Origin of the sequence: Microbacterium sp. SORGH_AS_1204, assembly GCF_030818935.1 — a bacterium.
Lineage (GTDB): Bacteria > Actinomycetota > Actinomycetes > Actinomycetales > Microbacteriaceae > Microbacterium.
On record NZ_JAUTBD010000001.1, the window covers coordinates 1,692,700 to 1,718,552 of the forward strand.

At 70.0% G+C, this 25,853-nt stretch carries 25 protein-coding genes and 1 tRNA gene; 16 read left to right on the forward strand and 10 right to left on the reverse strand.

The features are described from left to right. Window positions 1–511: 511 nt before the first annotated feature. The gene (locus tag QE410_RS07690) at window positions 512–691 is read left to right on the forward strand and encodes a hypothetical protein (RefSeq protein ID WP_307330108.1); all 180 of its coding nucleotides are present in this window, start codon (window positions 512–514) and stop codon (window positions 689–691) included. Window positions 692–889: 198 nt separating this feature from the next. Here the strand turns inward: QE410_RS07690 and QE410_RS07695 are convergent, their stop codons facing one another. Further along, window positions 890–1,111, reverse strand: coding sequence for a hypothetical protein (locus QE410_RS07695; protein WP_307330111.1), 222 nt, complete (start codon window positions 1,109–1,111; stop codon window positions 890–892). 762 nt (window positions 1,112–1,873) lie between these two features. Here QE410_RS07695 and aceE point away from each other — a divergent pair. The 6 genes from aceE (at window position 1,874) to QE410_RS07725 (ending at window position 9,531) form a co-directional block, all read left to right on the forward strand. Beyond that, a complete protein-coding gene (gene aceE, locus QE410_RS07700) occupies window positions 1,874–4,600 on the forward strand; it encodes a pyruvate dehydrogenase (acetyl-transferring), homodimeric type (RefSeq protein ID WP_307330114.1) in 2,727 nt (908 codons plus the stop codon). Window positions 4,601–4,680: 80 nt separating this feature from the next. After that, window positions 4,681–5,904: a CdaR family transcriptional regulator gene (locus tag QE410_RS07705; protein WP_307334401.1), complete on the forward strand. Its 1,224-nt coding sequence runs from the start codon at window positions 4,681–4,683 to the stop codon at window positions 5,902–5,904. A gap of 82 nt (window positions 5,905–5,986) precedes the next feature. After that, window positions 5,987–6,907: an ACP S-malonyltransferase gene (locus tag QE410_RS07710; protein ID WP_307330117.1), complete on the forward strand. Its 921-nt coding sequence runs from the start codon at window positions 5,987–5,989 to the stop codon at window positions 6,905–6,907. Next, window positions 6,904–7,908 (forward strand): beta-ketoacyl-ACP synthase III, encoded by a 1,005-nt coding sequence (locus QE410_RS07715; RefSeq protein ID WP_307330118.1) that lies wholly within the window; start codon window positions 6,904–6,906, stop codon window positions 7,906–7,908. Before QE410_RS07710 ends, QE410_RS07715 begins: the two co-directional genes overlap by 4 nt. 68 nt (window positions 7,909–7,976) lie before the next feature. Next, a complete protein-coding gene (locus QE410_RS07720) occupies window positions 7,977–8,225 on the forward strand; it encodes an acyl carrier protein (protein WP_022880558.1) in 249 nt (82 codons plus the stop codon). Between the two features lie 67 nt (window positions 8,226–8,292). Next, complete coding sequence (locus QE410_RS07725; protein WP_307330121.1) at window positions 8,293–9,531, forward strand: beta-ketoacyl synthase; 1,239 nt, start codon at window positions 8,293–8,295, stop codon at window positions 9,529–9,531. 149 nt (window positions 9,532–9,680) lie between these two features. Here QE410_RS07725 and QE410_RS07730 read toward each other — a convergent pair whose 3' ends face one another. The 3 genes from QE410_RS07730 to QE410_RS07740 all read right to left on the reverse strand — a co-directional run bounded on the left by QE410_RS07730 (window position 9,681) and on the right by QE410_RS07740 (window position 12,031). Beyond that, complete coding sequence (locus QE410_RS07730) at window positions 9,681–10,184, reverse strand: DUF3145 domain-containing protein (protein ID WP_307330122.1); 504 nt, start codon at window positions 10,182–10,184, stop codon at window positions 9,681–9,683. 284 nt (window positions 10,185–10,468) lie between these two features. Continuing rightward, the gene (locus tag QE410_RS07735) at window positions 10,469–11,350 is read right to left on the reverse strand and encodes a hypothetical protein (protein ID WP_307330125.1); all 882 of its coding nucleotides are present in this window, start codon (window positions 11,348–11,350) and stop codon (window positions 10,469–10,471) included. Between the two features lie 105 nt (window positions 11,351–11,455). Next, window positions 11,456–12,031 carry a hypothetical protein gene (locus tag QE410_RS07740; RefSeq protein WP_307330128.1) on the reverse strand — a complete coding sequence of 192 codons (576 nt, stop codon included), beginning with the start codon at window positions 12,029–12,031 and terminating at the stop codon, window positions 11,456–11,458. 144 nt (window positions 12,032–12,175) lie between these two features. Here QE410_RS07740 and QE410_RS07745 point away from each other — a divergent pair, with 144 nt between their 5' ends. Together QE410_RS07745 and QE410_RS07750 are read left to right on the forward strand one after the other, a co-directional pair. Beyond that, entirely contained in the window at window positions 12,176–12,850 is a 675-nt protein-coding gene (locus tag QE410_RS07745; RefSeq protein ID WP_307330131.1) for a response regulator transcription factor, read from the forward strand. Beyond that, complete coding sequence (locus QE410_RS07750; RefSeq protein ID WP_307330133.1) at window positions 12,847–14,265, forward strand: HAMP domain-containing sensor histidine kinase; 1,419 nt, start codon at window positions 12,847–12,849, stop codon at window positions 14,263–14,265. The genes QE410_RS07745 and QE410_RS07750 overlap by 4 nt, the downstream gene beginning before the upstream one ends. A 153-nt stretch (window positions 14,266–14,418) precedes the next feature. Here QE410_RS07750 and QE410_RS07755 read toward each other — a convergent pair whose 3' ends face one another. After that, window positions 14,419–14,760, reverse strand: coding sequence for an ATP-dependent DNA ligase (locus QE410_RS07755; RefSeq protein WP_307330136.1), 342 nt, complete (start codon window positions 14,758–14,760; stop codon window positions 14,419–14,421). A gap of 256 nt (window positions 14,761–15,016) precedes the next feature. Between QE410_RS07755 and QE410_RS07760 the strand changes: the two genes are divergently transcribed. The 6 genes from QE410_RS07760 to QE410_RS07785 all read left to right on the forward strand — a co-directional run bounded on the left by QE410_RS07760 (window position 15,017) and on the right by QE410_RS07785 (window position 20,899). Further along, window positions 15,017–15,424, forward strand: a complete 408-nt coding sequence (locus tag QE410_RS07760; protein ID WP_154922437.1) for a GntR family transcriptional regulator — start codon at window positions 15,017–15,019, stop codon at window positions 15,422–15,424. After that, window positions 15,421–16,332 carry an ABC transporter ATP-binding protein gene (locus QE410_RS07765; protein WP_307330140.1) on the forward strand — a complete coding sequence of 304 codons (912 nt, stop codon included), beginning with the start codon at window positions 15,421–15,423 and terminating at the stop codon, window positions 16,330–16,332. Before QE410_RS07760 ends, QE410_RS07765 begins: the two co-directional genes overlap by 4 nt. Continuing rightward, window positions 16,329–17,024, forward strand: coding sequence for a hypothetical protein (locus tag QE410_RS07770; protein ID WP_307330143.1), 696 nt, complete (start codon window positions 16,329–16,331; stop codon window positions 17,022–17,024). Before QE410_RS07765 ends, QE410_RS07770 begins: the two co-directional genes overlap by 4 nt. Window positions 17,025–17,354: 330 nt before the next feature. Continuing rightward, on the forward strand, window positions 17,355–18,758 hold the full coding sequence (locus QE410_RS07775; protein ID WP_307330145.1) for a hemolysin family protein: 1,404 nt from the start codon (window positions 17,355–17,357) through the stop codon (window positions 18,756–18,758). Further along, window positions 18,755–19,780, forward strand: coding sequence for a CNNM domain-containing protein (locus tag QE410_RS07780; protein ID WP_307330149.1), 1,026 nt, complete (start codon window positions 18,755–18,757; stop codon window positions 19,778–19,780). The genes QE410_RS07775 and QE410_RS07780 overlap by 4 nt, the downstream gene beginning before the upstream one ends. Window positions 19,781–20,080: 300 nt before the next feature. Beyond that, the gene (locus tag QE410_RS07785; protein ID WP_307330152.1) at window positions 20,081–20,899 is read left to right on the forward strand and encodes an SDR family oxidoreductase; all 819 of its coding nucleotides are present in this window, start codon (window positions 20,081–20,083) and stop codon (window positions 20,897–20,899) included. Between the two features lie 27 nt (window positions 20,900–20,926). On the opposite strand, the gene QE410_RS07790 is transcribed toward QE410_RS07785, so the two are convergent. The 3 genes from QE410_RS07790 to QE410_RS07800 all read right to left on the reverse strand — a co-directional run bounded on the left by QE410_RS07790 (window position 20,927) and on the right by QE410_RS07800 (window position 23,277). Further along, on the reverse strand, window positions 20,927–21,793 hold the full coding sequence (locus tag QE410_RS07790) for a zinc-ribbon domain-containing protein (RefSeq protein ID WP_307330155.1): 867 nt from the start codon (window positions 21,791–21,793) through the stop codon (window positions 20,927–20,929). 147 nt (window positions 21,794–21,940) lie between these two features. Further along, window positions 21,941–22,014, reverse strand: a tRNA-Ile gene (locus tag QE410_RS07795). Window positions 22,015–22,311: 297 nt separating this feature from the next. Beyond that, window positions 22,312–23,277: a DMT family transporter gene (locus QE410_RS07800; protein WP_261742793.1), complete on the reverse strand. Its 966-nt coding sequence runs from the start codon at window positions 23,275–23,277 to the stop codon at window positions 22,312–22,314. A gap of 41 nt (window positions 23,278–23,318) precedes the next feature. Between QE410_RS07800 and def the strand changes: the two genes are divergently transcribed. Beyond that, entirely contained in the window at window positions 23,319–23,885 is a 567-nt protein-coding gene (def, locus tag QE410_RS07805) for a peptide deformylase (RefSeq protein WP_307330159.1), read from the forward strand. Window positions 23,886–24,077: 192 nt separating this feature from the next. On the opposite strand, the gene QE410_RS07810 is transcribed toward def, so the two are convergent. Both QE410_RS07810 and QE410_RS07815 read right to left on the reverse strand, forming a co-directional pair. After that, on the reverse strand, window positions 24,078–25,382 hold the full coding sequence (locus tag QE410_RS07810) for a glutathionylspermidine synthase family protein (RefSeq protein WP_307330160.1): 1,305 nt from the start codon (window positions 25,380–25,382) through the stop codon (window positions 24,078–24,080). After that, entirely contained in the window at window positions 25,382–25,756 is a 375-nt protein-coding gene (locus QE410_RS07815; protein WP_307330163.1) for a tRNA-dihydrouridine synthase, read from the reverse strand. Before QE410_RS07815 ends, QE410_RS07810 begins: the two co-directional genes overlap by 1 nt. Window positions 25,757–25,853 lie beyond the last annotated feature (97 nt).

A 25,853-nucleotide genomic window follows, 5' to 3' on the forward strand; every position in this document is an offset into this window, starting at 1 on the left:
GGCGTCCCTGATCGCGCCGGGCGTCTGGGGTTGGTGGTCGGCCGATCCCCCACGCCACCGCGGCTCGCGACACGCCGGCGACACGCCGGTACGCCGATTCGACACCCTGTGCGATGTCGGGCCCCACTCGTACAGTGCAATCTGTGGAGAAAATCGTACAGATGTGCGAAAAAGCCGGAGATTCCGCGGTTCCTGGGAGCGCAGCGCAACCCTCAAGCTGTGGATGAAAGAGTGGACAAGCTGTGTTGTATATGGGGATGGTCGTGCGAAAACCACACTCGTGTAACTACTGACCCCTTGTGGTTCCCCCCGATGTCCGTCCCCATATGTAGCATTGAGCCTGAGAACGCAGCACGACCCCGGCACCAGTCGGGGAAGCCGAGCGGTTCGGGGTCGAGGCACCAGTTGGGAAGCCGGTCGTCCGACTCTAACACCGCAGAGCAGGAGCGCCGGTCAACCTGACCGGGGCACCTGTCGGCCTACGCGAGGCTCGTTCCTGATTGGAACTGAGATGGCTAAGAAGCCCACTCTCTCGCCCGGCAACATCACTCCCGACTCGGGCCAGTACGAGATCGTCGGCCCTCGTGGCGGGCGTACTGGTCGTGAGCGCACGTCGACTGAGGGTCACCCCCTCCCGCCGACGCCGCAGCGCGGTCAGGGCTACATCCTCGTCGACCGCACCCGGCACTGAGCATGGTTATCAAGCGGGTCAACGGCCCGATCTTTGTGACCTGCCCGAACCCGGGTTGTCGCCGTAAGCTCGGCCCTTACTCGCGGCTGAGTAGCGGTAACGCCCGCTGCGCCCACTGCGGCACGGCGTTCACCGTTCGCATCTAAGCGGTCCAGCGAGCAGAAGGCGCACTCCCTCCGGGGGTGCGCCTTCTGTCTGTCACGCGGCGTCGTTGGGTATGACCTCGAAGGTCACCATCCACCGTCCCCCAGTTACCTCATCGCGTCGGCCCACGATCCGGTAGTCCCTGATCGGTACCTTCTCGCGGACAATTTTGATGCGGCCCTGGATGTCGAGGCGTGCGGCGAAAACCGGGTCTTCTTGAGCGTTCAAGCGAATAGAGGAAATGCACGGGAACGGGACAGAGTAGTCCTCGACCACGGCAACCGTTCGGGCGTCGTAGATGGTCGAGTCCTGGTGGCGTCACAACCCGAGGACATCGAAGAAGTACACCTGGGAGTCATCCTCCGACACGGAAAAGCCGTCTCGGTACGGCTCGTCATCGACCGCGGGCGCAACGCCACGAACGGCGGCAAGGCCCGGACGGTGCCCTTGACCACCGAGGCGGCGTCGATCGTCCTGCCGCTGCTTGCGGGGCGCTCCCCCGACGATCTTGTGTTCCCTCGGCATCCGGGAACTTTCGAGCGGATAACAACTGGAAGCGGGATGTCCGCTGGAAGGACTACGGCAAGGGGCGTCGGGTCCAAGACCTCCGTCACACCGCCGCCACCCGCTGGGTGAGCCACGGCGTAGACCTCAAGACGGTGCAGTCATGGTTGGGTCACTCGTCCGCGAGCCCCGCGCCGACCGCGAGGGCGATGAGCACCGGCCACCGGTGCTCGGGACGGGTGCGGAACGCGGCGGGATCCTGCGGGCTCACGTGCTCAGGCTAGACCCGCGAGGGCGGCAGTCCGGCGCGATCCGGCCGGTCCTGGCATCCCTCTTTCCCGCTCCTCGGATGCCGCAAACTTCTCGACGTCGAACGGTCGCCGTGACCGTACGGCGAGGCGCGTCGTCGCCGCGCATCCGATGTCGGCGCGACTCGCTAGGGTGGACTCTGGTTGATTGTGCGGAGCAGACAAGGGTTGCCGCACTCGTATGGCGATTCTCTGGCATGACCTGCCAGACGACGAAAGGTCTTCCGTGACTGTTCACGACCAGGATCCGTATTCGCAGGGGCCGCAGGACAGCGACCCGGAAGAGACCGGGGAGTGGCAGGAATCCCTGCGCCAGCTGGTCCAGGCCAAGGGCCCTGCCCGCGCGCGCGAGATCATGCTGAGCCTGCTGAAGGGCTCGAAGGAACTGCACCTCAACGTGCCGATGGTTCCGACCACCGACTACATCAACACCATCTCGCAGAAGAACGAGCCCGAGTTCCCCGGTGATGAGGAGCTCGAGCGCCGCTACCGCAAGTGGATCCGCTGGAACGCCGCGGTCACCGTGCACCGCGCGCAGCGCCCCGGCATCGGCGTCGGCGGCCACATCTCGACCTACGCCTCGTCGGCGGCGCTGTACGAGGTCGGCTTCAACCACTTCTTCCGCGGCCTCGACGACCCCTCCGGCGGCGACCAGATCTTCATCCAGGGCCACGCCTCCCCCGGCGCCTACGCCCGCGCATTCCTCGAGGGCCGTCTCACCGAGGCGCAGCTCGACGGCTTCCGCCAGGAGAAGTCCGCCGCGCCCAACGGCATCCCGTCGTACCCCCACCCTCGTCTCATGCCGGAGTTCTGGCAGTTCCCGACGGTGTCGATGGGTCTCGGTCCGATCAACGCCATCTACCAGGCGATGTCGAACAAGTACCTCGCCAACCGCGGCATCAAAGACGTCGGCGACTCGCAGGTGTGGGCCTACCTCGGTGACGGCGAGATGGACGAGGTCGAGAGCCGCGGTCAGCTGCAGGTCGCGGCCAACGAGGGTCTCGACAACCTCAACTTCATCATCAACTGCAACCTCCAGCGCCTCGACGGTCCGGTCCGCGGCAACGGCAAGATCATCCAGGAGCTCGAGAGCTTCTTCCGCGGTGCCGGCTGGAACGTCATCAAGGTCGTCTGGGGCCGCGAGTGGGACGACCTGCTCGCCCGCGACACCGAGGGTGCGCTGCTCAACCTGATGAACACCACCCCCGACGGCGACTACCAGACCTACAAGGCCGAGAACGGCGCCTACGTGCGCGAGAACTTCTTCGGTCGCGACCCGCGCGCCCTCGAGCTGGTCAAGGACTACACCGACGAGCAGGTCTGGGGCCTCAAGCGCGGTGGACACGACTACCGCAAGGTCTACGCGGCGTTCAAGGCGGCGGCCGAGCACAAGGGCCAGCCGACTGTCATCCTCGCCAAGACCATCAAGGGCTACGGCCTGGGCCCCCACTTCGAGGGTCGCAACGCCACGCACCAGATGAAGAAGCTGACGCTCGACGACCTCAAGTCGTTCCGCGACGCCATGGAGATCCCGGTCACCGACGCGCAGCTCGAAGAGAACCCGTACCAGCCGCCGTACTACACCCCCGGTGAGAAGGACGAGACGATCCAGTACATGCTGGAGCGTCGTCGTTCGCTCGGTGGCTTCCTGCCCGAGCGCCGCACCACCCACGTCGGTCTCGAACTGCCCGGGGATGCCGCCTACGCGCTGCCCAAGAAGGGCTCGGGCACGCAGGAGATCGCCACGACCATGGCGTTCGTGCGTCTGCTGAAGGACCTGCTGCGGGTCAAGGACTTCGGTCACCGCATCGTTCCGATCATCCCCGACGAGGCCCGCACGTTCGGCATGGACGCGTACTTCCCGACGGCGAAGATCTACAACCCCAAGGGTCAGCACTACACCTCGGTCGACCGCGAACTGCTGCTCGCCTACAAGGAGAGCCCGCAGGGCCAGATCGTGCACGTCGGCATCAACGAGGCGGGCGCCCTCGCGGCGTTCACCGCGGCGGGCACGGCCTACTCGACCCACGGTCAGCCGCTCATCCCGGTGTACGTCTTCTACTCGATGTTCGGCTTCCAGCGCACGGGCGACGCCCAGTGGGCCGCCGGCGACCAGATGGCGCGCGGCTTCATCATCGGCGCGACTGCCGGCCGCACGACCCTGACCGGTGAGGGCCTGCAGCACGCCGACGGCCACTCGCAGCTGCTGGCATCGACCAACCCGGCGACCGTGTCGTACGACCCGGCCTACGGCTACGAGATCTCGCACATCGTGCGCTCGGGCATCGAGCGCATGTACGGCGGAAACCACCCCGACCCCAACGTCATGTACTACATGACGGTCTACAACGAGCCGTACGTGCAGCCCGCCGAGCCCGAGGGGGTCGACGTCGACGGCATCGTCCGCGGCATCCACCACATCTCGTCGGGTGAGGGCGACGGCCCCCGCACGCAGCTGCTCGCCTCGGGCGTCGGTGTGCCGTGGGCGTTCGAGGCCCAGCGTCTGCTGAAGGACGACTGGGGCGTCGTCGCCGACGTCTGGTCGGTGACCTCGTGGAGCGAGCTGCGCCGCGACGGTCTCGCCGCCGACGAGCACAACTTCCTGCACCCCGATGAGGAGCGCCGCGTGCCCTACCTCACCGACAAGCTGAAGGAGGCCGAGGGCCCGGTCGTCGCCGTCAGCGACTGGATGCACGCCGTCCAGGACCAGATCCGCCAGTGGGTCCCGCAGAACTACTGGACGCTCGGCGCCGACGGCTTCGGCTTCTCCGACACCCGCGCCGCGGCCCGTCGCTTCTTCAAGATCGACGGCCCCTCGCTCGCCGTCCGCGCCCTCCAGGCGCTGGCCGAAGAGGGCAAGGTCGACCGTGCGGTCGTCGGACAGGCGATCGAGAAGTACCGCCTGCACGACGTCAACGCCGGCACCAGCGGCAACGCGGGCGGCGAGGCCTGATCCACGTGACGGATTCCCCCGTCGGACCCGGTTCCCCCTCCACGGGCGGGACCGGGTCCGACCGGTCTTCGGGCGAGAACGTGCGTGCGGAGGCGGCCGTCGAGAAGGCCGAGACGCTGGCGTGGCTGCGCCGCATCTCGGGCGACCTCGCCACCGCCACGATCCAGCGCCTCGAAGAGACACTGCCCTGGTACGCCGAGATGCCGCCGGCGCGGCGCTCGGCCGTCGGTCTCGTCGCGCAGGCCGGCATCACGTCGTTCCTGCAGTGGTTCGAAGAACCGGCATCCACTCCGGCGATCGCGGCCGACATCTTCGCCGCCGCCCCCCGCGAGCTGCTGCGCAGCGTCAGCCTCACGCAGACCCTGCAGCTCGTGCGCGTCACCGTGGAGGTGATGGAGGAGCGGGTCGCCGGCCGCAGCGAGAAGGTGCGCGAGGCGATGCTGTCGTACTCGCGCGAAGTGGCGTTCGCCGCCGCCGACGTCTACGCGCGCGCCGCCGAAGCGCGGGGCCTGTGGGACGCCCGCCTCGAGGCCCTCGTCGTCGACTCGATCCTCACCGGCGAAGCCGATGACGAGTTGCCCAGCCGCATCGCCGCGCTCGGCTGGCACGGCCACGGCGAGGTGTCGGTGCTCGTGGGCACCACTCCCCCCCAGCTCGACGTCGATCAGGTGCGCCGGACGGCACGCAAGCTCGGGGTCGACGTGCTCATCGGCGTGCAGGGCCTGCGCCTCGTGCTCGTGCTCGGCCGCGCCGACCTGCCCGCGCGCGGCGGCGCCGAGGTGGCCGAATTGCCGTTCACCGATATCGCGAAGCGTCTCGAGCCCGGCTTCGGCTCGGGGCATCTCGTGCTGGGCCCCCCGGTTCCCGCCCTGGTCGACGCGGGTCAGAGCGCTCGCGCCGCCCTCGCGGGCTTCGCCGTCGCCCGCGCCTGGCGCCACGCCCCACGCCCCGTCGAGGCCGACGACCTGCTGCCCGAACGCGCTCTCGCCGGCGACACGGTGGCCAAGCAGACGCTCGTCGACCGGGTGTACCGACCGTTGCACGCGCACAGCGCCGACCTCGTCGCCACACTGTGGAGCTACCTCGACAACGGACGCTCGCTCGAGGCGACGGCGCGCGAGTTGTACGTGCACCCCAACACCGTCCGCTACCGCCTGAAGCGCGTGTCGGAGGTCATCGGCTGGGATGCCACGGGCCCACGCGAAGCGCTCATCCTGCAGACGGCCCTCATCCTCGGCTCGATCGGAACCGACGCCACGCGCCGGCGCGGGGTCGGAAAACGGCGACCGCCACAGCCCCATTGATGCACGGCACGCACAAAGACACGCCGCATATCTGTGTCGATATCTCCAGAAGTGGTCGCCGGATGCCTGTCAGGATGGATTCGTGATCATCGCCGTCTTCCCGGGTCAGGGTTCGCAGACCCCGGGCTTCCTCACCCCCTGGCTCGAGCTCGACGGGGCGCGCGAGCGCCTCGAGGTCTTCTCCGAGCAGTCGGGCGTCGACCTCGTCGCCGCCGGAACCGAGTGGGATGCCGATCGCATCCGCGACACCAGCGTCGCCCAGCCCCTGATCGTTGCGGCGAGCCTGCTGTCGTGGGCCGCGCTGAACGAGCGGGCCGGTCAGCCGGTCGCCGGTGTCGCGGGACACTCGGTCGGTGAGATCGCCGCGCTGGTGGCATCCGGTGTCGTGAGCGACGACGACGCGCTGCGCCTGGTCGGCCTGCGCGGGCGTGCCATGGCCGAGGCCGCGACTGCGGTCGAGACGGGCATGAGCGCCGTCGTCGGCGGAGACGAGGCGGCCGTGCTCGAGCGGCTCGAGGCCCTCGGCCTCACCCCGGCCAATTACAACGGCGGTGGCCAGATCGTCGCCGCCGGAGAGCTGCCCGCCCTCGCCGAGCTCGCCGCCGATGCGCCCCGCGCCGCCCGTGTCATCCCGCTGCAGGTGGCGGGCGCTTTCCACACGCGCTTCATGGAACCCGCCGTCGAGGCGCTGCGCACGGCCGCGGCCGACGTCACGGCATCCGACCCGACCACGCTGCTGTGGACCAACTCCGACGGCTCCGTCGTCGCCGACGGCCGCCACGCGCTCGACCTGGTCGTCGCACAGGTCGCCTCGCCCGTGCGCTGGGACCGGTGCATGGCATCCTTCGCCGAGAGCGGCGTGACCGGCATTATCGAACTCGCCCCCGCGGGCGCCCTCACCGGGCTCGCCAAGCGCGCCCTGCGCGGCACGCCCACCGTGGCGGTGAAGACCCCTGACGACCTCGACGCGGCCGTCTCACTCCTGAAAGAAGACCAGGCATGAGCACCCCCACCCTCCGCCAGCTGCAGGGCCCGGCCCACACGCGCATCTACTCCTACGGCGCGGCGCGCGGCGAGAACTTCGTGCCCAACGACGACCTCGTCGGGCCCATCGACTCCAGCGACGAGTGGATCCGTCAGCGCACGGGCATCGTCACGCGCGTCCGCGCCAATAAGGAGACGGATGCCATCGACCTCGCCGCCGACGCCGCGCGCGAGGCCGTCGAGAAGTCGGGCGTCGCACCCGAAGACATCGACGCCGTGATCGTGGCCACCATCAGCAACCCGAAGCAGACGCCGTCGGCGTCCGCCATCGTCGCCGACCGGATCGGCGCCAACCCCGCTGCCGCGTACGACGTCAACGCCGCGTGCGCCGGGTTCGCGTACGGCGTGGGTCAGGCCGATGCGCTGATCCGTGGCGGGCTCGCGAAGCACGTCGTCGTCGTGGGCGCCGAGAAGCTCAGCGACATCGTCGACCCGACGGACCGCAGCATCTCGTTCCTGCTGGGCGACGGCGCGGGCGCCGTGGTCGTCGGCCCGAGCGACACTCCCGGCATCGGACCCACCGTCTGGGGCTCCGACGGCTCGAAGGCCGACGCCGTGAGCATGAACGCCCCCCTCACCGACTTCCGCGACGGCACGGCCCCGTGGCCGACGCTGCGCCAGGAGGGCCCGACGGTCTTCCGCTGGGCCGTCTGGGAGATGGTCAAGGTCGCGCGTCAGGCGATCGAGGCGGCCGGTATCGAGCCCGCCGACCTCGCCGCCTTCGTGCCCCACCAGGCGAACATGCGCATCATCGACGAGTTCGCCAAGCAGCTGGGACTTCCCGAGACCGTCGTCATCGGGCGCGACATCGAGACCACGGGCAACACGTCGGCGGCATCCATCCCGCTCGCCACGCACCGCCTGCTCGAGGAGCACCCCGAGCTCAGCGGCGGACTCGCCCTGCAGATCGGTTTCGGCGCCGGACTCGTGTTCGGCGCGCAGGTCGTCGTCCTCCCCTGACACGTCGTCGTCGAACCCTAAACTGATCCAGGCTCGTTAGGGCCGACCCCCAAGAAACAGGAGACATCATGGCATTCACCAACGACGAGGTTCTCGCCGGCCTTGCCGAGCTCATCACCGACGAGACCGGTATCTCGGCCGACGAGGTCGCCCTCGAGAAGTCCTTCACCGACGACCTCGACATCGACTCCATCTCGATGATGACGATCGTCGTCAACGCCGAGGAGAAGTTCGGCGTCACGATCCCCGACGACGAGGTCAAGAACCTCAAGACCGTCGGCGACGCCGTGACCTTCATCACGTCGAACCAGTCCTGACACCTCCCGGTGGGGGCTGCGGCCCCCACCGGTCACGACCCATCGCCGCACCAAGGATTCTTCGCTCATGAGCACACCCCGCATCGTCGTCACCGGTATCGGTGCCACCTCGCCCATCGGCGGCACCGCCCCCGAGAGCTGGTCGGCGCTGCTCGCCGGCACCTCGGGAGCGCGCACCCTCGAGCACGAATGGGTCGAGAAGTACAACCTGCCCGTCACCTTCGCCGCCGAAGCGCTCGTGCGGCCCGAGACGGTGCTCGAGCGCCCCGTCGCCAAGCGGCTCGACCCCTCGTCGCAGCTGGCGATGGTCGCCGCGAAAGAGGCGTGGGAAGACGCCGGCTCCCCCGACATCGATCCCGATCGCCTGGGCGTCGACTTCGCCACCGGCATCGGCGGTGTCTGGACGCTGCTCGACGCCTGGGACGTGCTGCGCGAGAAGGGCCCGCGCCGCGTCATGCCGATGACGGTGCCCATGCTCATGCCGAACGCCGCAGCCGGCAACCTCTCGCTGCACTTCAACGCCCGTGCGTTCGCGCGCACCGTGGCCTCGGCGTGCGCCTCGAGCACCGAGTCGATCGTGAACGCGGTGCAGCACATCCGCGACGGCCTGGCCGACGTCGTGATCGCCGGCGGTACTGAATCGGCGATCCACCCCATCACCATCGCGTCGTTCGCGTCGATGCAGGCGCTGTCGAAGCGCAACGACTCCCCCGAGACGGCGTCGCGTCCGGCCAGCATCGACCGTGACGGCTTCGTCATGGGCGAGGGCGCCGGCGTGCTGATCCTCGAGACCGAGGAGCACGCCAAGGCGCGCGGCGCGAAGATCTACGCGTCGATCGTGGGTGGCGGCGTCACCGCCGATTCGTACCACATCACCGCCAACGACCCCGAGGGCACCGGTGCGGCGCGCGCCGTGCGCATGGCGCTCGAGATGGCCGGCGCCTCGGCCGACGACGTCACGCACATCAACGCGCACGCCACCTCGACCCCCGTGGGCGACCCCAACGAGTACAAGGCCCTGCACACCGTCTTCGGCGACCGGATCGACGAGATCCCCGTGTCGGCGACGAAGGCCTCGACCGGTCACCTGCTCGGCGGGACCGGCGCGCTGGAGGCCATCTTCACCGTCCTCGCCCTGCAGAACCGCGTCGCCCCGCCCACGATCAACCTCACCGAGCAGGACCCCGACGTCCCGTTCGCCCTGTCGGGCTCGCCCGTCGAGCTCGGCGCCGGCGACCAGCTCGCCATCAGCAACTCGTTCGGCTTCGGCGGCCACAACGCCGTCGTCGCGATCGCCTCGGTCTGATCCGAACGAACGCCCCCTGGCATCCCCCCGACGAAGATCGAGGATGCCAGGGGGCGTTCGCCGTGCCGAGCGAGGGATACGCGGTCCCGGTGCCGGGTGTGGTCACCGACCTCCGGTAATGGCGCCTCCCCCGTCGACGTCTGGGGCGCTCAGCCGACCTTGTGGAGCCAGATGATCTGCTGATCGTCGCCGGCGTGGCGGAAGGGCTCGAGCTCCTCGTCCCACGCGGAGCCGAGCGCGACGTCGAGTTCGCGCTGCAGCTCGAAGGGATCGCCCGCGGCGACCTCCATCGCGTAACGCACCCGGTCTTCACCGATGACGATGTTGCCGGTCGCATCGGTCTGGGCGTAGTGGATGCCGAGACCCGGCGTGTGCATCCACCGTCCACCGTCGCTGCGCGGCGTGGGGTCTTCGCTCACCTCGAAGCGCAGGTGCTCCCACCCGCGGATGGCGCTGGCGAGGGCCGCGCCGGAGCCGACCGGGCCCTCCCAGTAGAACTCCGCGCGGCGGCTGCCCACGAGCACGGGCTGATCGGCCCAGTCGAAGTTGACGGCGCGGCCGAGAGCGCGTCCTACTGCCCACTCGAGGTGGGGGCACAACGCGCGGGGCGCGGAGTGGATCAGGATCACTCCGCGCGAAGACGTGATCGCCATGTTCTCTCCTTCGTCAGGTACGTCTTCCCCTACGACCTGTGATGGAGTGCGGCGAGTGTTCGGTTGTCCCGGCAATTATCGCCGCTGCATAACGAAATCACAACACTGTGATTCCCGTGGTCCGGATCACGGGGGTGGGCGGTGTTCGCAAGCTCGGTGATCTGCACAGGGTCAGTGGCATCCGGTGGCTGAGGGCTGAGCTTATGCGGATCGCTGAGCGTGTGCGACGATCAGCTGAACCAGACGGCCCTGAGGTCATGCGGATCGCTGAGTACGTGCGGCGGTCAGGCGAACCAGAGGGCCCAGTACAGGGCGAAATTGCGGTTCCCATAGGCGGAGCATCCGTCGCCGGTGCCCCAGCGGGCGGCGAGGGCGGCGGGGTTCGGCTGGTAGGGCGTGTAGTTGTACAGCGCCGCGGTCGCCTCGTTGGTGATCGTCACGTCGGTGCCCCCGCACGTCGGGTCGGGCGAATAGGCGATGTAGTGCGTGCCCGGCTGCCGCATGAAGTCGGAGGCGCTGTACGACTTCAGGTCGGTCGCGCCCTGGGCGACCTGATCGGCGAAGCCGGCGGCGCCCGGATCGCAGGCGGCATCGTCGGGGCAGCGTGCCCCCATCGCCGCGCCGAGCTGCTCCGCCGTCGGGGCGCGGGCGACGCGTCCCGAGACGAGACTCTGCTCTTTCTGCAGGGTGACCAGCAGCACCTTCGCCGAGATGCCGCACGCGCGCTGCACGCGGTCGATGATCTCGGCCGCGGTGAGGTCACCGCCGTCGAAGCCCTCGCAGACCGTCTCGCCCGTCGAACTCGAGACGACCGGGTCGCGGCTGTCTACCGGCATCCTCAAGCGGGCGAGGCAGGAGTCGTTCGCGCACCGTCCGATCTGCTCGTCGAGGAAGCGCTGGATGTCGTCGGCGGTCATCGCATCGGCGTCGTAGAAATCCTCGTCGGAGATGAGCGTGCCGGGGTCGAAGCCCGTCAGATCGACGCTCTCGCGGCGTGCCTCGGTGTTCCACGCGGCGTTCCACCCCGAGACGAGCGAGACCAGCGGTACCACGGTCACGACGACGAGGGTGACGAGCACAGCCGCCAGCACGCCGAAGACGATCCGGCGACGACGGAGCACGCGTGCCCGGGTCGTGCGGCGCCGCCGCGTGGGTGTTCTCGCCACCCCTCGATCGTGCCGCACCGCGCTGACCGCGCGCTGCACATCTCACGATGTGGCGCGCCGGCCAGCGCGGTCGCGGGCGCACGGATAACCGGCGGCGTGCGGCGCTCAGCTGCGGGGCTGCGCCGGCGGGGTGGGGGCGCTGCCCTCGGCGGGCGGGGTGGGGGCCGTTCCGTCAGCCGGGGGCGCCGGCGGGGTGGGGGCGGTGCCGTCGGCCGGCGGGGTGGGGGCGGTGCCGTCAGCCGGCGGCGTGGGCTTTTCGCCCTTTCCTTCGCCCTTCGGTCCGTGTCCGGCACCGGCGGGGCCGCCCCCGGGACCGCACTCACCCGGACCGCCGCCCTCACCCGGAGCGGGAGGCGTCGGCGTCGTGCCGTCGGCGGGCGGGGTGGGGGCGGTACCGTCGGCGGGGGCGCCGGTCGGTGCGGAGCCGGGCGTGGCTGCCGGGCCCGGGGTCGGTGCGGTGCCGGGACCTGTGGACCCGCCGTCGGCGCTGGGCGCCGACGTGGCCGCGGTGAGGGTCGATCCGCCGTTGGTCTGCGCGGCGAGGGCGGCGCTTCCGCCCGTGAGGCCGGCGGCCACGATGACCGCACCGGCGATCAGTGCGGGGCGTCGCCACGACCGGCGGCGGGGCTCGGCGGTGTCGTCCAGTCGCGGCAGGGGCATGGTGGGGTTGTCGTCGTTCATGTCGTCCTCTCGGCCGGTGGCGTTCACCGGCGCTGAGACCAGACTTGGAGCCGGGACTGAAGCGAACCTGAAGCCGGATGCCGACGGGCATGCGCATACGCAAGCCATATCCGCCGTTCAGCAACCGCCCCTATCGTCGGCCGAATGTCCGCTGCCGCCCGTGTGCTCGTCGTCGACGATGACGAGACCATCCGCCTCGCCGTCTCGACGGCTCTGCGCGCCGAGGGATTCGCCACCGACGCCGCCGCCGACGGCGTCGATCTGGCGGAGCGCCTCGCGGCGTTCCGCCCCGACCTGGTGGTGCTGGACTGGATGATGCCGGGGCCCAGTGGCATCCGGTTGCTCCCTCTCGTGCGCGCCGCCGGTGACGCCGCCGTCATCATGCTCACTGCGCGCGACGAAGTGGACGACCGTCTGCGCGGGTTCGCCGAGGGAGCCGACGACTACGTCATGAAGCCCTTCACGATGGCCGAGCTCGTCGCGCGCGCGGGTGCCGTGCTGCGCCGTCGGGGGCGGCTCCCCCAGACGATCTCGGTGGGCGATCTCGTGGTCGACCCGGATGCCACGACCGCCCACCGCGCCGGAGTGGCGCTGGATCTGACGGCCACCGAGTTCCGCCTGCTGCACCTGCTCGCCGACGGGCGCGGCCGGACGCTGTCGAAGGCGCAGATCCTCACGCAGGTGTGGGGGTACGAGGACTACGACCCCAACCTCGTCGAGGTGCACCTCAGCGCCCTGCGACGCAAGATGGAGCAGCACGGTCCCCGCTTGATCCACACCGTGCGCGGGCTCGGCTACCGCTTGAGCGCGGCGACATGACCTCCACGCCGACGCTCCGGTCGGGGTCGCTGCGTCGCCGCACGATCCTGGCCGTCCTGGCGCTCGTCGCGCTGCTTCTCGTGGTGCTGGCCGTGGTGGTCGACCTCGCGCTCGGCGCCCGGCTGCGCGGACAGATCGAGGAGCGGCTGCGTGACCGGGCCGCGGCGGCTGCGTCGCTCGTCGGCACCGTCGACGACGCCGACCTCGCCGAGCGCCTGTCGTACCAGGGATTGTCGGTGCGCATCGACGGCGCGGGCGGCGACTCCGTCGTCGCGGGTCCGAGTCCCGAGCAGTTGCGCGATGCTCCCCCGGGGCCGGGCGGCGGACCCGGGCCGGGTGAGCGGTCGGCGCCGCAGCCCTCCGCCTCCAGCGACGTGCAGGTTTTGGCATCCGAGGTGTCGGGCGACGACCAGCTCGTGACGCTGCGCTCGACGCTGAGCGACGGGTCGACGCTGAGTCTCACCGCGTCCGCGGTCGGCGTCGGCGAGACGCTCGGGCAGGTGCGGTGGATCATGGCGGTCGCCTCCGTCGGAGTGCTCGTGCTGGCCGCCGGTGCCGTCACCGTCGTCGTGCGCCGGAGCCTGCGGCCCCTCGACCAGGTGTCGCAGGTCGCGCGGGCCATCGGCTCCGGCGAGCGGGAACGACGTCTGCGTCCGACCCGACCCGATACCGAGATCGGACGCGTCGCCACAGCCCTCGACGACATGCTCGACGACGTGGTGGGGGCGGAGCAGGCAGCGCGCGATGCCGAGGCGCGACTGCGGGCGTTCCTCTCCGACGCCGCGCACGAGCTGCGGACGCCCGTCGCCGGCATCCGGGCCGCCGCCGACACCCTGGTACGCGCCGATCTCGACGGGCCCGAGCGCGAGCGGCTCGCCGCGCACGTCGCTCGTGAGGCGACGCGAGCGTCGCGGCTCGTCGACGACCTACTGACGATGGCCCGGGTGGATCGGGGTCTCGAGCTGCACCGGGTCGACGCAGACCTTCGAACCGTCGTCGAGGCCGAGGCGCGTCGCGCGCCGCTCGTGCATCCGTCCCTGCGGATCCGGGCGGAGATCCCGGATGCCGCGGTGCCCGTGCACATCGATGTCGACCGTATCGCTCAGGTGTTGTCGAACCTGGTCGAGAACGCCGCACGCGCGACGGCGGGGCGGGGGTCGGTCACGTTGTCGGTCCGGACGGAGGGCCGCACGGCCCGCGTGGTCGTCGACGACGACGGGCCGGGGGTTCCGGCCGCCGATCGCGAGCGCATCTTCGAGCGGCTCGTGCGGCTCGACGAGGGACGGGCGGCCTCCGGCGGAGTCGGCCTCGGCCTGCCCATCGCCCGCGGCATCTCCCGGGCGCACGGCGGAGACGTGCGCTGCGTTCCGGCGGCGAACGGCGCGCGGTTCGAGGTGACGGTGCCGCTCAGCTGATCCGCGCGACGTCACGGCATCCGTCGTCTTCGAGAAAGACGGATGCCGCGTCGTTGGACACCTGCGCGCACACGCCCCGCTGGGGGGCGGCAGTCGGCGGGGGCGTGCACGGCGGACCGCTGCGGTCACCGGCGCCGCGGGCCCAGCGGGCGGTCAGGGGCGCGCGCGGCCGCCGACGGGCTGGCGCGTCGGAGTCGGCTGCGGGGCGATGCCGGCGGCGGTCAGGGTGAGGCCGTCGGCGCCGCTCGCGTCGTGCATCATCTGGTCGACCAGGTTGCGGTCGATCGCCGGTTCCCGGCCGCCGTAGAACTGCATGACGAGGGCGTTCGAGGCGTGGATCCACAGGCTCGCCTGACGGACGCCCTCGTTGACGGGCAACTGGAGCATGAACCCCTCGTTGCGTCGGAGCTTGTTCATCACGACGATGCGGAGGTGAGCGAGGATGCGGTCGTCGATGTCGAACGATGCGCGGTCTCGGTAGATGAGGCGTCCCACGGCTGGTCCTTTTCTGGCGCGCCAAGGCGTGCCGGTTGAGCAAGGGGCGGGACCACGCCGGGAAGCGAGGCAATGCGGGGACTTCAGTATCCCACTTCGCGAGGCATATCGGTCGCGTCCTGCCGATATATCGCGGAACTCCCGCCGAGGCCCTCGCCCGGACGGATCGAGCGTCGGCCGACCGACCTCTTGACATCCTCCAATCCGTTGTTGCATGGTTACCTAGTCAACTAATGAACCAGTACACGGAGGTCGCATGATCGACGACGGCAGAGCGCTGTTCCTCCAGATCGCCGAGAGCGTGGAGGACCAGATCGTCGACGGTTCCCTCCTCGAAGAGACTCGCGCGCCCTCGACCAACGAGCTGGCCGCCTTCCACCGCATCAACCCCGCCACCGCAGCGAAAGGAATCGCCATGCTCGTCGATAAGGGAGTGCTCTACAAACGCCGTGGGATCGGGATGTTCGTCGCATCCGGGGCGCGCGATCAGCTGCTCGGCGAGCGGCGGTCCGCTTTCGCCGACCGTTTCGTCGATCCCCTCCTCTCCGAGGCGCGCACGCTGGGACTCGGACCCGACGACCTGACCGAACTGATCCGCCAGCGCGCGGCGCTCGCCGCGTCGTCCGATCGTCCGGAGCGCTCGACCGCAGGGACCGCACGATGACCGCCGTCATCCAGGTCGAGGGTCTTCACAAGCGCTACCGCGACGCCGATGCCCTGGCCGATGTGTCGTTCTCCCTCGAACAGGACGCGATTCACGGGCTTCTCGGCCGCAACGGCGCCGGTAAGACGACCCTGATGTCCATCCTCACCGCCCAGAATTTCGCGACCAGCGGAAGGGTCCGGGTGTTCGGCGAGAACCCCTATGAGAATCCGCGCGTGCTGTCGCGCATGTGCTTCGTGCGTGAGAGTCAGAAGTACCCCGACGACGCGAAGCCTCGCCATGCTTTCGCGGCCGCGCGCCTGTTCTTCCCGAACTGGGACGAAGCCGTCGCCGGCGAGCTGATCACGGCGTTCCAGATCCCGGTCGAACGCCCGATCAAGAAGCTCTCGCGTGGACAGCTCTCTGCGGTCGGCGTCGTCATCGGAATCGCTTCCCGTGCAGAGGTCACGTTCTTCGACGAGCCGTACCTCGGCCTCGACGCCGTCGCTCGCCAGACCTTCTACGACCGTCTGCTGCGCGACTACTCGCTGCATCCGCGAACGATCGTCCTCTCCAGCCATCTGATCGACGAGGTCGCCAACCTTCTCGAACGCGTCATCGTGCTCGACGGCGGGCGCGTGGTGATGGACGAAGACACGGATGCCGTGCGTGATCGCGCGGCGACCATCGTCGGCGACGCCGCCGCCGTCGACGCCTTCTGTGCGGATCGCGACGTGCTGCACCGTGAATCGTTGGGGCGCGTCGCGTCGGCCACGGTCCTCGGCCCTTTGGCATCCGAGGACCGCCGCGCCCTGGCGGACGCTCGCCTGGAGGTGTCCCCGGTCTCCTTGCAGGAGTACATCGTCCGATCCACCCAACGGGCGGCGCACGTGCCGGCCGGTGTCGCGCAGGAAGGAGCGCTGCGATGAACCGCGCGCTGAACGTCGTCCGGCTGCAACTGATCAATCGCCAGACCTTCGTCTGGATCCCGCTCATCATCCTGTTCGGGTCGCTCGCGATCAGCCTTCTGATCTACGGCATCATCCAGTCATCGGGGGCTCGAGGCGTCATGATCAGCGGTGGCGTGCAGGCGCCGCTGTGGTATTTCGGCGTCATCGGCGCGCAGGCACTGACCCGGACGTTCCCGTTCTCGCAGGCCATGAGCATCACCCGACGGGACTTCTTCATCGGGACGCTGCTGACGGCCGTCCTCACCGCGGGCCTGCTCGCGGTGGTGTTCGTCGTCGGGGGGCTGATCGAGCAGGCGACGAACGGGTACGGGATGAACGGGTGGTTCTTCTACCTGCCCTGGGTCTGGGAGGCAGGTCCTCTCGCTGCCGGTGTCGCCTACTTCGCCCTCGCGATGCTCGCGTTCGTCATCGGTTTCTGGGCGGCGACCGTCTTCAAACGCTTCGGGTCCTTGGTGACGGTCGTCACGCTCGTGGGGGTGGGCCTCGTGGCGGTCGCGGTGGCGTGGCTCGTCACAGCGACGCGATCGTGGCCGGCGGTCGTCGACACGGTCGTGACGCTGGGGGCGTTCGGCCTCGCCGTGTGCGGCATCCTCGTCACCCTCGTTCTCGCAACGTCGTCGTTCGCGACGTTGCGTCGCGCGGTCCCCTGACACCGGATGCCGGGGCCGGGCCGCGCGTGCGGCCCGGCCCTTCGTCGTCCGGAGGGTGAGGCGACGACAGGCGTGTTGCACGCCGTGGTCGCGTGGACCTAGCCGGCCCGTCAGGCACATGGCGACCGCGGGGCACGCCCGCGCGTCGGTGCGGCGGAAGCCAGGTGTCGAGGCGAATCCCCAGCATCGGCGGCGGCGATCTCGGTATCGTCGAAGAGATCTGCGATCACCCGACCCACGAGAGAGAAAACCCGTGAGCCATCACCGCACCTCCCCCGACCAGGAGGGCCGATCTTCGAGCCCCCTCTTTCCGAGAGGGGGTGAGATCTGATGCTGGCTGCGGCCCTGACGCTCCTGGTGGGCGTCATCGTGACACTCGCGATCATCGTCGCGTGCGGCTTCTTCGTCGCGCAGGAGTTCGCGTACATGTCGGTGGACCGCTCGCGCATGGCGGCGCTGGCCGAGAAGGGCGACGCGCAGGCCAAACGCGTGCTCGCCATCACCAAGCGCACGTCATTCATGCTGTCCGGCGCCCAACTGGGCATCACCGTGACCGGACTGCTGATCGGTTATGTCGCCGAACCGCTGATCGGCGAATCGATCGGCACGCTGCTGGGCGGCGTGGGAATCGACCCGGCCGTGTCGATCCTCATCGGAACCGTCGGCGCGCTGCTGCTGGCGACGGTCGTGACGATGATCTTCGGTGAGCTGTACCCGAAGAACCTCGCCATCGCGAGCCCCGAGCCCCTCGCCCGCGCGCTGGCCGTGCCGACGCGCATCTACCTGATGCTGTTCGGCTGGCTCATCACCGTCTTCGACGTCGCCGCCAACGCCCTGCTGCGCCTGCTGCGCATCGAGCCGCTCGAGGATGTCGACGAGAGCGCCACCGCGCGCGACCTCGAGGCGATCATCGAGGAGTCGCGCCAGAGCGGTGACCTCCCCGACGACCTGTCGATGATCATCGACCGCATCCTCGACTTCCCGCAGCGCGACGTCGAACACGCCATGGTGCCGCGCTCCCAGATCGACTCCGTCACCCCCGACACCACCGTCGGCGAGGTGCGCGCGCTCATGGCCACCGGCCACACGCGCTACCCGGTCATCGGCGACGAGGACTCCCCCGTCGGCGTCGTCGAGCTCATCGACCTGCTCCGCGAGCAGCCCGCAGACGACGCACCCGTGGCCTCCGTCATGCGTGCGGCGGTCGTCATCCCCACCTCGATGCTGCTGCCCGTCGCCCTCGACCGCATGCGCCAGTCGCGCAACGAGCTGGCCTGCGTCGTCGACGAGTACGGCAACTTCGACGGCATCCTGACCATCGAAGACCTCACCGAGGAGGTGATCGGCGAGCTCTCCGACGAGCACGACGTCGAGATCGCCGAGGCGGCGTCGGTCGGTGAGGACGCCTGGAGCGTGCCGGGCGACCTGCACCTCGACGAGCTCGAGCGTCTCATCGGGCACGATCTCGCCGAGAGCGATGTCGAGACCGTGGCGGGCCTCGTGATCGAGACGCACGGCGACCTGCCGACGGTCGGCGCCGTCGTGCGCATCGACCTGTCCGAGCGTGCGAGTGAGACCGTGCAGGGCCTCGACATCGAGCGCTGGCTCGCGGTGGAGGTCGCCGAGGTCGACCGCCACGTGCCGTCGCAGCTGAACGTGCAGCTGCACGAGATCGATCGGGATGCCGAGCCCGCCGACGAAGCGTCCGCGTCGAACGAGGAGGTGGCCCGATGAACGGCTGGACCGTCGCCCTCGTCACGACCGCACTCATCGTCGCGAGCGCGTTCTTCGTCATCGTCGAATTCGCGTTGCTCGCTGCCCGCCGCCACCGCCTGGAGGAGGAGGCTGCGACCAGCGCCTCCGCCCGCGCGGCGCTGCGCGGTGTGAACGAGCTGACCGTCATGCTGGCGTTCGCGCAGCTCGGTATCACCGCGTGCACCTTCCTGCTCGGCGCGATCACCAAACCCGCCATCGATTACGCCCTCGCGCCGGTGTTCGAGATGTGGGGCCTGCCGTACGTGCTGGCCGACATCATCGCGTTCATGCTGGCGCTGATCGTGGTGACCTTCCTGCACCTCGTCATCGGCGAGATGGCGCCGAAGTCGTGGGCGATCGCGCACCCCGAGACCGCGGCGAAGGCCACCGGCATCCTGGCCCGTGCACTGACGTGGCCGCTGCGTCCGTTCCTGCTGTGGATCAACCACATCGCCAACCGCCTCGTGAAGGCCTCGGGCGTGGAGCCGGTCGACAAGGCCGCCGCGGGCGGGCAGGACGCCGACACGATCCGCGAGCTCGTCGCGCACTCGCGCCAGGCGGGCACACTCGAGCAGCAGTACTCCGAGCCGATTGCGCAGGCGATCGCCCTGGGCACGCTGACCGTGGGCGACATCGTGCGCACCGATCGCTCCCCCACCGCGGTGTCGATGGATGCCACGGTCGCCGACATCCAGGCGGTCGCCGCCTCGTCGACGCACCTGCGCATCCTCGTCGGTTCGGGTGCGGCGTCCCGCGTGGCGCACGTGCGCGATACGCTCGCCGTCGACCCGGCGACGCCGGCGCTCGACATCGCGCGGGAGCCCCTGCGGCTGGAACCGGGTGCCTCGGCGTACGACGCCCTCGCGCGCATGCGTCGCGGACGTGTGCAGCTCGCGACGGTGGTCGAGGGCGAGCGCCTCGTCGGCGTCGTGACGCTGGACGATCTGCTGCGCGAGATCCTGCCCGGGCCGGGCGAGCTGGCGGAGGTTGCGGCGCGGTAGGCGCGGTTTCGAGTTCGGGGCGGGTTCTGCGCGTCGGGGCGGGATTTCTCCGCCCCGAGCGGCGGGATCCGCCCCGAACCGTGTGGGACGGGGGTGCGATGGCTCCGAACCGCGCGAGGCGGCTGCGCGATGGCCGCGAACCGCGCGAGGCGGCCACGCTGGGCCCGAACCGCGCACCGCTCCGAACCTCGGGGGCCGTGGGCCTATCGCTCGCGCACGGGGTGTCAAGCCGTCACGGGCCCGGGGTGCAGCGGCGTACCGTCGCCCGCGTTCACCCCTCCCCTCTTTGCAAGGACTCCCATGAGCAAGATCTGGTTCATCACCGGCGCATCCAAGGGCTTCGGCCGCGAGTGGGCCGAAGCGGCCCTCGAGCGCGGCGACAGCGTCGCGGGCACGGCGCGCAACCTCGACGACGTCACCGAGCTCGTCGACGCCTACCCCGACACCTTCCTGCCGCTGCAGCTCGACGTCACCGATCACGCCGCCGACACGGCCGCCGTGCAGGCGGCGCACAAGCGGTTCGGGCGTCTGGACGTCGTCGTCAACAACGCCGGATTCGGGCACTTCGGAATGGTGGAGGAACTCGCCGAGGACGAGGTGCGCGCGCAACTCGAGACGAATTTCTTCGGTGCCCTGTGGGTGACGCAGGCGGCGTTGCCGATCATGCGTGCGCAAGGATCCGGACACATCATCCAGGTCTCGAGCATCGGCGGGATCAGCGCCTTCCCGACGGTGGGCGTCTACCACGCGTCGAAGTGGGCGCTGGAGGGGCTGTCGCAGTCGCTCGCGCAGGAGGTCGCCGGCTTCGGCATCCACGTGACCCTCATCGAGCCCGGGGGCTACTCCACCGACTGGTCGGGTGCGTCGGCGAAGCGCAGCGAGGAGATCGCGGCGTACGCCGGGGTGCGCGAGCAGGCGGCGAACCGCCCGTCGGCTGCCGACCCCGGAAAGCCGGAGGCCACGCGTTCGGCGATTCTGAAGGTCGTGGATGCCGAGAACCCGCCGCTGCGCATCTTCTTCGGCAAGGCGCCCCTGGGTATCGCCGAGAAGGACTACGCGTCGCGCCTCGAGACGTGGCGCGAGTGGCAGCCGGTGTCGGAGGAGGCGCACGGGTCCTGAGCCGACGCGTGGCATGGGGCGACGGGGTCAACGCAGGTAGGAGTCGACGACGAGTGGACCGCGGATGCCGCGGAGCACGTCGATGAGCTTTGCGAGGCCTGCCGTGTTCCAGCTCGACAGTTGCAGGTCGTGGGGCCCGAGCGGTTCGAGGCGTCCGATGCGCAGCCGCACCACCTCCCACCCGGCTGAGCGCAGCGCCCGATCCTTGCGTCGGTCGGCCTCCTCTCGGCGTCCGACGTGTTCGAGACCGTGGCGGCCGATCGTGTCGTACTCGACGGCGATCCGGAGCTCGGGGAAGACAATGTCGGGCCAGACTTCGAGATGGTCGAAGAACGGGCGGGCGACCCGGACGGCGTTGAAGCCCTCGGCGAGTGCCAGCCGGTCGCGCAGGTCGGCGCGCACGCGGTCTTCGACGGCCGAGGCGGGCTTCGGCGCGCAGACCGAGACGAAGGCCTCGCCGACGGCGACCGGCGGCGTCTTGCGGCAGAGCTTCGACGGGGGCCGAGGGCGGCGGGGACGCAGCACCGCGTTCGCCGTGATGGCCGGCGCTTCGACCGACTCGCGCATCGGCAGAGCGACGACCCGTGCGGGATCGGCCAGCTCAGCGCACTCGGGACACCAGGCGCTGCGCCGGCGCTCCCGGCCCGGCCGGTGCCGCTGCTCATGGGGCGTCGCGGCGAAGCGGTGCCCCGCATCGCACTGCCAGAGCAGGAGCACCTCGGCCGCGGGCGGGACCTGGCTGAGGGCGATCCCCGCGTTGAGATCGGGGTGGTATTGCCGGATCAAGGCGGGGTAGGCCGCCCACGCTTCACGGTAAGCGCCCACCGCATAGGGCACGTCGAGCCCCTTCGACCACTGCCGTCGGGCCCACCACGCCTGCACTCTCTCCGCCACGCGAGGGAGGCTATCGATGACCTCCGACACTGCCTGTCAGCGGAGCAGCTGCTCCCTGGGCCGCCGCCGCAGCGCGGTCTGGGTGGCGGGTCGTGGTCGGCACGAGAAGAGCCCTCCGACCAGCGTGCTTCTGGCGGAGGGCCTCGGTAGGGCGGGTGGGACTTGAACCCACGATCGTCGGGTTATGAGCCCGCTGCCTTGACCAGCTTGGCCACCGCCCCCAGCGACGACGAGCCTACCGGCATCCGTCCTGCCGTGCCGACAGCGGTCGCGTCGCCGCCGCGTCGGGCGGTCGCGGTCCGAACTCGTCGCGGTCCGCGTGAGCATGCGTGGCAGCGCGCCGCGCGGCCGCCAGACGTCTTCGCGGAAGCCAATGAGGCCGCACGCGTTCGACGAGGCCGCACGCGATCGGCATCCATCGGGTGCGTCCTCGGCGAACCCCTGCGGTCTCGGCGGAACCGGCGCTCCACCGGGCCATGCGCCGCATCGACCTCGGGATCAACGACCCCGCAGGCCCGTCAGTGCACGCGCGGCTTCTTGGGCTTGCCGTCGGCGGTGATCTGCGGGTGGTGCTTGGTCAGCTGGATGACGCCCCATGTGGCGATCGCGCCGGCGATGACGAAGCCGATGAGCGCCCAGGCGGGAGCGGTCGAGGCCTCGCCGAGCACGAGCAGGCCGATCAGCACGGCGACGATCGGGTCGATCACGGTGAGGCCGGCGATGACGAGATCGGGCGGGCCGACCGAGTACGCGGTCTGCACGAAGTAGGCGCCGACGGCGACGGCGGCCAGCAGCGCCACGAGGCAGAGCAGGGTCAGCCACTCGAAGTTCCCCGCCTGCGCGCGGCTGATCACGACCTTGGCGAGGGTCGCGACGAAGCCGTAGATGACACCCGCGGCCATGATGTAGAACAACGCCTGCGCGCGGCGGCGCACGAGCACCCAGAAGACGCCGAACACGATGACGACCACGGCCAGGATGCCGAGGATGATCAGCAGCTCCCGCTCGGTGATCAGCTTCTCGGTGGCGAAGAAGGCTGCGATGGTGACGAAGATGAAGATGCCGCCCACGCACAGCGCGATGGCGATGAGCGACTGTCGCGTCGGCTTGTGCCGTGAGACACGTGCGTTGAGGACGGTGGTGATCACCAGGGCGATCGCGCCGAGAGGCTGCACGAGGATCAGCGGGGCGACCGACAGCGCCGCCAGCTGACACACGATCGCCAGGCCCAGCATCACCGTGCCCGCCACCCACGACGGCCGGGTCAGCAACGAGGTCAGCTGCGAGCGCGAGAGGCCGCCGGTGGTCTTGCCGCCCGAGAGGCGCTCGACCTTCTGCACGCCGCGGTGCTGGTACTGCGCGCCGAACGACATGAACACCGCGCCCAGCAGGGCGAGCGGGATGCCGAGCAGGATGCGCGGGTCGCGGAAGACACCGACGAGTTGGTCGATTCCATCGGTGAGGGTGGTATCGAGCGGAATCACCCCTCGACAGTAGCCGCCGCTCCCCTGGTTAGGCTGGAGGCGTGGCCGTACTCCCGATTCGCATCATGGGCGACCCCGTGCTGCACGCTCCCGCCGCCCGCGTCGACGAGATCGACGACGAGGTGCGCCAGCTCGTCGCCGACATGTTCGAGACCATGGATGCCGCGCCGGGCGTCGGCCTCGCCGCGCCGCAGGTGGGCGTGGGTCTTCGCATCTTCACCTTTACGTACGAAGACGACGAGGGCCTGCCGTGGCGCGGTGTCGTCATCAACCCGGAGCTGTGGATCCGTCCGCTCGAGCCCGGCTACCCCGACCCCGACGAGGAGAGCGAGGGATGCCTGTCGTTCCCCGGCGAGCGCTTCCCGCTGCGGCGCTCCGAGGCGGCTCTGCTGACGGGTGTCGACCTCGACGGACAACCCGTGCGCATCGAGGTGACGGGGTGGCGTGCCCGCATCCTGCAGCACGAGTTCGACCACCTCGACGGCGTGCTCTACGTCGACCGCCTCGACGACGAAGACAGCCGCGTGGTCGCCAAGATCGCGAAGAAGCGCAAGTGGGGCAAACCCGGGGCGCAGTGGATGCCGGGAGTCGACGACATCGACGCGTGAGCGCGCGTGGCGCGGGGTCGCGGCATCTTGGATCACCGCGGGCGCGCGAGCGCTGAGGCCGTGACGGCGGATCCGCGGCGCCGGGTCGCGGCATCCTGGATCACCGCACTCGCACGAACGCCGAGGCGGTGAGAACGGGTCGACGGCCGGGGCGCGTGAGTCTGCGCGGCACCGGGCGCGCGGCATCCGGGATCAGGGTTCGATGATGTTCGGCACGAACCGGCAGAAGTAGTCGGTGATGGGGCCGTCGGACTCGCGGATGCCGACGCCGTACGCCTCGTCGTTCACGACCCATGAGCCGAGCACCGGGTGATTGCTGCCGTTGGAGCCGCGGAAGTCGGGCAGCTCGTGGTACTGCTGCCAGACGCGTTCGCGGCCGGTGCCCTCGCGGCGGTACTCCTTGCCGTTCGAGGTGACCGTGCCGTCGGCGCGGTGGACGTGGATGCCGTCGCCCTCACGGCCGAAGACCGGTTTGACGACGTAGTCCGTGAGGCCGTTCGGGCCGTCGGCGTAGGCGGGGAGCAGGTTGGGGTGGCCGGGGAACAGTCGCCAGAGGGCGACGAGCAGCAGCTTGTTGGAGAGGAACATCTTCCACGCCGGCTCGTACCACCGGCCGAACAGTCCGCGCCCGGCGATGAGCAGTGCGCCGAACTCCTGGTCGCCGACGACGCGGTCGTCGCCCGAGACGAGGTCTTCCCACGGGTACAGCTTGAAGAGGTTCCGGATGACGGGGTACTGCGTGCCGGGCTCGTCGCCCGGCAGCGCGGCGATGCTGCGCGAGGATCCCCACGGCTCGGGGACGCCGACGAACTGGCGGGCGCCATGGTGCCAGCCGATGTCCTTCATCTCGATGCCGGTGTGCTCCCACCCGGCCTCGCCGGCGAGGTCGCGCATGTAGGCGACGGTGTCCCAGTCCTCGCCGTAGATGTCGGCATCCGAGTGGGCGACGAAGAGGCGTCCGCCCTCGCCCTCGCTGAGCGAGCGGTGAAGGAGCGCGCGCCAGCGGTCGACGAGGGCTTCGTGCAGGCCGTTCCACTGGTCGGTGTCGGCGGCGACGGCGCCGGACTTGAGCCGATCCTGCAGCCAGAACCACTGCGTGACCGAGGCCTCGATGAGTCCCGTCGGGGTGTCGGCGTTGTACTCCAGCATCTTCGCGGGGCTGCCGTCGCCGGCATAGGCGAGGTCGAACCGCGCGTAGACGTCGGGTTCGTCCTGCTCGAGCGACCATTGCGCGAACTCGAACGCTTTCGTGTCGAGCCCCAGATGACCGAGTTCTCCGGATGCCAGGTAGCGCGCGGCCTCGCGGCTCATGCGGTGCAGCTCTTCGGTCTGCTTCTCGAGCTGTTCCACCTCGGGCAGGGTGAAGACGTAGGCGGCGCCGTCGTTCCAGTAGTCGACAGCGGTGCCGTCGTCGCGCACGGAGTGCGAGTAGATGAGGCCGGACTGCTTGATGGTTCGTTCCCAGTCGGGGCGCGGGGTCAGTTCGATGCGGCGCATCAGCTGCCGTGGCTGCCGTCGGAGCCGGAGCCGCCGAAGCCGCCGCGCGAGACGCTCGCTCCGTCACCGGAGATCCCGCGCGCGGCGGTCTTGCCCGCGGGCAGGGTGTCGGTACCGCCGGTGGCCGGCTGCCCCACGGCGGGGACCGTGCGGCTGTTCGAGCCGAGCGCGTAGTAGTACCAGCCGGCGCTGCCGCCGTGGTTGTTGCAGTCGTCGTCGGGCAGGCGCTTCTCGGTGGAGTTGTCGCGGCAGATCTGCGCGTAGTCCTCCGACACGTTGCTGCCCTGCCCGCAGCCGGTGAGGGAGGCGGCGAGCGCGGCGACGACGCCGACGGTGACGGTTCGCGAGGCGCGGCGGCGCGCGACGGGATGCATGCGCCGATGCTCTCACATCGTCGTTGCCTCCTCGTCCACTCGCGCCCTTCATGGCGGTGCGGGAACGACGACCTCGCGGCGGCTGCGCTGTCAGACG